Source organism: Acidithiobacillus sp. TH-A36 (genome assembly GCF_057473445.1).
In genome coordinates, this window is record NZ_JBYCKP010000593.1 from 1 (window position 1) to 1,062 (window position 1,062).

Annotated in this window: 1 protein-coding gene; it reads right to left on the bottom strand. The window is 52.2% G+C overall.

Annotation, left to right across the window (positions count from 1 at the left end; all coding sequences use genetic code 11):
- Nucleotides 1–19: 19 nt before the first annotated feature.
- Nucleotides 20–1,062, bottom strand: a 1,043-nt coding sequence (locus AC2VLY_RS14960; protein ID WP_486922544.1) for a DHA2 family efflux MFS transporter permease subunit, incomplete at its 5' end; no start/stop codon positions are given.

Consider the following 1,062-nt stretch of genomic DNA (forward strand, 5'->3'; position numbering starts at 1 on the left):
ATCCTGATCCTGCTAGTGGTCATTTGAGGCGTGGTTTTTTGAGAAACAGAATCAGCGGAATCATGATGAGAAAGCCGTAAAACAAGAGAACAAATGCATCCAGCATCCCGCGCATGTTGGCTTGGCTGTGGAGTACCACGTTCCCCAGTATCTGCCAGGCCGTCGGATTCTGAGCCATTCCCGCAGCGGCCAGATACTGATGCAAGGCCGGATTGAAGGGATTGATGAACCCGCTCATCGTATTCCAGCCCACCTGGGCTTCCTGGGTCATGACAGTAGACACAATGGCAACGCCCACGCTGCCGCCCAGCCTGCGCATCAGATTAAAAATACCGGAAGCCTCTGCATGCTGGGTTTTTTTAAGGGTCGTGAATGCCAGGGTAAAGAGAGGTGTAGCAATCAGACCAAAACCGATGCCCCGGATAACACCCGGCCAAATAACCCATGCCATGCTGATGTTGAGGGTATACAGCGTACTGAGATAAGTGCCGAAAGCGCCAAAGGCAATACCGGCCAGCACAATGTCGCGAGGCTTAACCCCTCGACCAAGCAGGCGCCCCGCCAGCATCATCGCTATCATCGTAGCAATCCCTTGGGGGGCCATCACCAGACCCACAGTGAATGCTTCATAGTGCATGAGGCTTTCCAGCATGATGGGCAATATCACCATGGTGCCAAACATGGCGAAACCATATAGGCCAATACCCATACTGCCGATCATTAAATTCCGGTCTTTGAGCAGGCGCAGATTCACCAGGGGATACGGGACGGAAAGGGAGCGCCCAATAAAAAACAGCAAGCCAAGCACGGTGATCAGAGCGAGTATGATGATGGTCCTTGAACTGAACCAGCCATCCTGATCTCCGAGGCTGAGCAAACCTTGCAATGCGCCCAAGCTTATCACCATCAGCCCAAAGCCCATCCAGTCCACAGGACGAGGATTAGACTTTCTGCCCCCATCAGATACTTTTCTCATCAGTAGAAATGCCAGAATTCCAAAGGGAATATTGAGGTAAAAAACCCAACGCCAGCTCAGCGTTTCAGTGAGATAGCCACCAAAGG